The sequence below is a fragment of the Halorubrum sp. GN12_10-3_MGM genome (assembly GCF_005435235.1).
Classification (GTDB): domain Archaea; phylum Halobacteriota; class Halobacteria; order Halobacteriales; family Haloferacaceae; genus Halorubrum; species Halorubrum ezzemoulense.
Window position 1 is genome coordinate 132124 of sequence record NZ_SGUB01000009.1, and the last position, 6000, is coordinate 138123.

At 51.8% G+C, this 6000-nt stretch carries 7 protein-coding genes; 5 read left to right on the forward strand and 2 right to left on the reverse strand.

The annotated features are described in order from the left end of the window. The first annotated feature begins 975 nt into the window (after positions 1 to 975). A protein-coding gene (locus tag EXE47_RS09035; RefSeq protein ID WP_137708181.1) for an IS630 family transposase occupies positions 976 to 1976 on the forward strand; the annotation gives its coding sequence in 2 pieces (ribosomal slippage) (positions 976 to 1468 and positions 1468 to 1976; 1002 coding nt in all). A gap of 31 nt (positions 1977 to 2007) precedes the next feature. On the opposite strand, the gene EXE47_RS09040 is transcribed toward EXE47_RS09035, so the two are convergent. Then, positions 2008 to 2538, reverse strand: coding sequence for a hypothetical protein (locus EXE47_RS09040; protein ID WP_137708182.1), 531 nt, complete (start codon positions 2536 to 2538; stop codon positions 2008 to 2010). Between the two features lie 64 nt (positions 2539 to 2602). Here EXE47_RS09040 and EXE47_RS09045 point away from each other — a divergent pair, with 64 nt between their 5' ends. From EXE47_RS09045 to EXE47_RS09060, 4 genes are all read left to right on the forward strand, one after another. Continuing rightward, a complete protein-coding gene (locus EXE47_RS09045) occupies positions 2603 to 2803 on the forward strand; it encodes a ribbon-helix-helix protein, CopG family (protein ID WP_049908420.1) in 201 nt (66 codons plus the stop codon). Between the two features lie 115 nt (positions 2804 to 2918). Next, positions 2919 to 3098 (forward strand): hypothetical protein, encoded by a 180-nt coding sequence (locus EXE47_RS09050; RefSeq protein ID WP_241997568.1) that lies wholly within the window; start codon positions 2919 to 2921, stop codon positions 3096 to 3098. Between the two features lie 788 nt (positions 3099 to 3886). Then, a complete protein-coding gene (locus EXE47_RS09055) occupies positions 3887 to 5104 on the forward strand; it encodes a Cdc6/Cdc18 family protein (protein WP_137708183.1) in 1218 nt (405 codons plus the stop codon). 2 nt (positions 5105 to 5106) lie between these two features. Further along, a complete protein-coding gene (locus EXE47_RS09060) occupies positions 5107 to 5325 on the forward strand; it encodes a hypothetical protein (RefSeq protein WP_137708184.1) in 219 nt (72 codons plus the stop codon). Positions 5326 to 5358: 33 nt separating this feature from the next. Here EXE47_RS09060 and EXE47_RS09065 read toward each other — a convergent pair whose 3' ends face one another. Next, positions 5359 to 5808 (reverse strand): hypothetical protein, encoded by a 450-nt coding sequence (locus tag EXE47_RS09065; RefSeq protein WP_199237876.1) that lies wholly within the window; start codon positions 5806 to 5808, stop codon positions 5359 to 5361. Positions 5809 to 6000: the final 192 nt, after the last annotated feature.

A 6000-nucleotide genomic window follows, 5' to 3' on the forward strand; every position in this document is an offset into this window, starting at 1 on the left:
CGCAATCTCGCCGCCTTCCTGTCATTAGATGACCTGCCAATATAGATATGAAATTAATGAATCATACCCGCAATCCCGCTGCCTTCCTGTCATTATAGGATATTTGTCGGTGGTTGGTGGGTCCAAATCCAGTTCATGAAGCACCCCCCGCAATCTCGCCGCCTTCTTGTCATTACGCACTTCATGAAGCACCCCACCAACCTCGTCGCCGTCTTGTCATTACGGTAGGTCGATCGCTACTTGATGGGTTTAGAATTAGTTCATGAAATACCCCGGCAATCCCGCTGCCTTCTTGTCATTACGCACTTCATGAAGCACCCCACCAACCTCGTCGCCGTCTTGTCATTACGGTAGGTCGATCGCCACTTGATGGATTCAGGATTGGTTCATGAAGCACCCTACTAACTCCGCCGCCGTCTTGTCATTACGCACTTCATGAAGCACCCCCATCAATCCCGCTGCCGTCTTGTAATTATAGCCTCAAAATCCCCCGAAAAACGTATAGGATATGATAGAACGCTTGGTGGCGGTAGCAATAATGGGCAAGAGCTGTGTTTGTTGGAAGCGGGTTTCTCGCTAAACACCGATTCGTATTTTGCTTTCTGAAAGTCTTGGTTTGGGGCTATTAGGACGGGGATTTGATGCTAATTTGTCTCCAATTCAACGCTGATGTGTCCTCAGTTCGTCCCCAATTCAACGCTGATGTGCCCCCAGTTCGTCTCCAATTCAACGCTGATGTGCCGGTGGTTCGTCTTCTAGACTAAGTATCCGCAGAGGAGCGTCAAAGAACTGGTCTGTGTTACGATGGACGATGTTGGGTCCTCTGGAAATAGGACGACCGACGGAAAAAGAAAAGCTGGTCTTGGAGCGTACGTCGAGTGTCTATGGACAGCGGCAGTCCGCGATCTATCGTGTTTGTGCGGGTGCCTATAGTAGTCGGTAGAACTTTTTACTCAGAGAGATATGTTGCCTGTAATGGATCACCTCAACGAGATCTCCGTCGAAGAACTCCAAGAGGCGCTTGACAATGTTGATGGAAACAAGCCGACTCAACGGCTGTTAGCTGCGATCGCGTACAAAAACGGCGTCACGCAAACCGAACTTGCCGAGTGGTACGACACAGAGCGAAAAACGATCTATAACTGGCTCAACCGACTCGATACCGACGAACCGCTTGAACAAGCTGTTACAGATGCTCACCGATCTGGTCGGAGACAAAAAATATCAGAAAAACAGCAAAAAGAGTTTGAACAAACAGTCCACGAATCACCCGAAGAGATCGGCGTTGACGCGCCGGCGTGGACGCCGGCGCTCGCACAAGAATATCTTGAAGAAACGTACGGCGTCGACTACTCAATCCCAAGCTGCCGGCGGTTGCTGAAAGAAGCGGGATTGAGTTATCAAAAACCACGCCGTTCAGCCGCTGAATCCGACGAAGACGACCAAGAAGCGTTTCACGACGAGATCAAAAAAAGCGGCGAGAGATGGACGCCACAGTAGTCTGTATCGATCAAACCAAGAAATCCGTCCAAGTCGAGCCGCGTGCCGCGTGGTTTCCGCGCGGCACGCGGCCCTCGGTCGAATTATCCGGTCAACGGGACTGGACGTGCTTGTTAGGCGCGATCACCGAGGACGGCGATCGATTTTTCTCTCGGTTTACAGAGTACATCACCGCCGATCACGCAGAACATTTCATTTTAGCACTATGTGAAGAATTTGAAGACGATCTAATTGTCGTCCTCGATGGCGCGCCGTATTTTCAGGCATCGGCCGTCACGGACCTAGCGTCCCGTGACGACCTCGCGTTTGTGACGCTCCCATCGTATTCACCGGAGCTGAACCCAGTTGAGGGATGCTGGAGACAACTTCAAGCAGCGCTCAGCAACCGTTTCTTCGACTCACTCGACGAGCTGACAACAGCGATCGACAGTGCTCTTGACCAAATCTCTATCCCAAAAGTGAGCAACTATTTCTAACGTCTACTATAGTTAGGTGTGTAGCCGAGTGCTAGCTCTCGTCAGTAGACCCCGACGGTGAGGCAGCCGCGTAGACCTCTCCGTCTTCGTCGAGGTCGATGACCAATCCACCAGGAACGTTACTGCCGCCGATGTCTCCGTTCCATTCTGGTGAATACCGGACGGTTTGATCCACGGAGAGGTCGTGTTCTTTGAAGAACCCTGTCGCGGCGATTACCGTACTCCCATCGCTGCGTTTGAGCGAGTAAACATCACCCCGATCGTAATCTGCTGATAGCGGGATGAGTGCAACCTCGTTGCTGTCCTCGTTGTACGCGAGGATGACGGCTTCTTTTCCCTCGAGATGCTGTTCAACTACTGTTGAATTTGGTGCGAGGTGGCTATCTGTGCGGAAGGAGATGTACTCACGCCCGTGGAAGATGTCGAAGCCCTCATCGGTGAGAGAGTCGGTGATCTCGTCAACAGGCGGTTCGGGATGGCTATCTTTTCCTTTGGAGGCTGTTTCAGGTGTGTCACTGTCCCGTTTCGAGTATATAAATGGTGGTGCCGCGAAGAATCTCATCGATCACAGCAAGCAGTAAAATCACATTACAGCAGCTACAACAATCTTTCAGGAGGTTTAATCGATGTCAAACACGGAATTTGGCGTGTCCATCACGGATGAACTCGTTGAGGAGCTGGATGAACTGACCGAGCAGTGCGTCGATCTCCAAGCAAGCCGTTCAGAGGTTGTTGAGGCGATTTTGACTGCGTACTTCCAAGGCGACATCGACCACGAAGCACGAGTCCGTGAGCTGATCATCCGTCGTCGGAAAGGAACACTCTAACTAGCTGAATACTTGTTACAGCCGCTGCAACCATTCTTGAGTTCGTATTTTAGCATTGAGTGCGAGAGGCTACCCCTGGGTTTAAATACTCGAAACGGGACAGGAGCAAGCAAGCGTGGCCGAAGAGATATCGAGTGCCGTCGACGACGTCTCCGACCGGGCAATCGTCGTGAGTGAGGAAATCGCGGAAATCGCGGACGAAAACGAGAGCCAAACAGAGATGGTCTCACGACTAACTCGGCAGGTCGAACAGATTGACCGCGAACTGGCGGAGGTCATGAACGCCTCTGTCTGAGGTTGGCGTATCGTGATCGGACGGGCGGACAGCCCCACCCCACGTTTCCGCTCTAGTTCGGTGAACCTGCTACCGATCATCGTTAGGAAGTACTAGAACGGCCAGACACACACCCCACGTTTCCGTTCTAAATACACCGAATACGGGAGTCCTAGCCTATTCTCCTGGATTGTAGTATATAAATAGCCGTATTACCGCCATCTTTGGAACTACTTCCAGAATACGTATTCAATCAGTAAGACGGTTAACACGCACGTATTTGCTGTCTATCCATGTATGCATTTATTGCTACTACAGTAAAATATATAATATGTGTTATAGGGAAGTGGGTGCGAATATAGAAGACAATCAATAGAGGCGTTAGAAACAGTGATAACGGTATATTTAGAACGGAAACACGGGGTGTGGCAGCACAGACGCCAGAATTAGATCGGGTGCGTTAGGTAAGGTACAGAACCGCCATCTAGAGCGGAAACGTGGGGTGGGGGTGTCCTGTTGTAGCCTGAGTTCCCCGAGCCACCGGAATGAAATCAGACCTCGACAAAGCCAACTCTTACTCTGTTGTCCCCAAAGATATCTAGAGCGGAAACGTGGGGTGGGGACCTCCGAGCACTAATGTTGATGGCTCACATACTTAGAACGGAAACGGGGATACGCGGAACACCCCCAGTTTCCGCTCTAAACACCGTATAAATCCTCTGTGATGCTGGTTTTGAAGAGATCGCTTACGGAAACTCGGTGTTCTACTGCTCCAAAATTTTAACTGGGGATGGGTTCTTGTTCCATCCATGTCACGGAATTTCTTTGACGGCCTCAATTCGGTCTTCGCGAACAAAGATATCCTCCAAATCGACTATGTGGTCGATGAGAGTCGTATTATCGGGCGTGACGACCAGCTTGAGGCGCTGGCTCAATCTCTCCAGCCCGCACTTGAAGGAAGCAAACCCAACAATTGCCTCCTCTTTGGGAAACCGGGCACGGGAAAGTCACTGTGTGCGAAGTTTATCACGAAACAGCTCCAACGAGAAGCTACTGCCAACGACGTCTCGATCGGACGTGCGTACGTTGACTGTGCTCAAAGCAACACCGAGACTGGCGCGATCACCGAGATCGGGCAGATGTTCAACACCGACGGGAGTGACGTGTCGATTCCCGACACTGGCCTCGCGACCAATACTGTTTACAACCGGGCTTGGGATGCGTTGGAGGAAAACCACGACGTCGGAATCGTTATTCTCGATGAAATCGACAAACACCGAGACTACAATTCTCTCTTGATGCAACTCTCTCGAGCTGGGGAAGCAAACAAACTTAATTCGAGCTCTCTCGGTATCATCGCGATCAGCAACAAACCTCGATTCAAGGACAAACTCCAAGAGCGAACCCTTTCCAGTCTCAACGAACGTGGCCACATTTTCCCGCCATACGAACCGGCTCAACTAGAACAGATTCTCAACGCGCGGAAGGACGCCTACAAAGATGGTGTTCTTGAGTCAGATGTCATTCCCCTCGCAGCAGCCAAAGCAGGCAGTCGGCATGGAGACGCACGCAAAGCGATGGACATCTTCCGATACGCTGGTGAAGTAGCGAACAAAGCTGGTTCAGATACTGTGAAAAGAAGCCACGTCGAACAAGGATTCGAGGAGGCTGAAGTGGAAGAGATTCTCCAAATCATCTCCCGACTCCCACCGCACTCGAGATTGGTCATCCAGTCCGTCGCCGCACTTTCAGCTGACCGCGATACCACCGCAGATCCAGTCACAACGACAGAAGCGTACGAACTCTACCAACGAAAATGTAATTTTGATGCGACTGATGCGCTCTCGGAACGTCGCGTACGAGACCTCTTGAAGGAAGCAGAGTTCCTTGAAATTCTCTCCCGGAAGCGGAAGCCTGCTGGTCACGCACTTGGAAGCGAAACGCAGATCACCCTCATCGATGACCCAGAGAAAGTGCTCCGCGCAACAAAGAAGCTTGATGAACGAAGCGACGACCAGCCGGCCTGAAAATGACCCAGCCTTTCTCCCTCGATGAGGTTGTCGATATCGTCGCAACTCACGAGCCGGTCACAGCAGAAGACGTCGACGAGCACATCAATTTGAACGAGATCGAACTCCAACAAGTCGAGAATCTTCTCACGATCGCCGAGGAGCGAGGGCGGGTACTCAAGATGAACGGAAAATTCTGGGTAATGCGGATCGGGAAGTATGCCGACGACATCCAGTGAACGAACACAGCCGACCCAACAGAACAATTTGGCCTAGTCGTCAGCCTCAGCTGTTGTGGAGTCGACATCGACGCGGATATCCTGCTTTCGCTCCGGAGCAGACGGCTTCCCGTCCGGATACAGTTCCATCATTTTCTTGTGGTACGCTCCAAGCCCCATTTGCGAATGAATATACGACAGATCCGCCGGTCGCAAACCGTACAGATCGAGTAGCAGACGCTCGATCTTGAGATCCGTCGCATCCCCGAGCTCTCCACCGTTTTGCATCTCTTCGACACACTCCGCTATCTCACGCACTGTCTCGCGCCCAGCATCTGTCGTCAGGTCCGCAACCGGCACCGGCAGCTCGCGAATATCTCCCTGCCGCATATTCGCGAACGCTTCGGCGGCGTCGATCTCGCCAGAACGTTTGAACATGTAGTAGTGTAGCACGCGGGAGTTCATCAGTCCGAGCAGGAACTTGTGGAACGTATCGGTGTCCACGCCTGTTGGGTCATTTTCTGGATGTGTCCACTTCCCTTCACGCTCTTATGTAGAAACGCGGAAAGCCCGTATAATTACACTCAGACAGTTCTAATCTGGCGATATGTCTTCCACTGAGTCAGCGTTCGGCGGGATGTTTCGGCAGTTGATCGAGCTAGGAGTCATAGAGATCAACACCGAGCCGCTCGATGC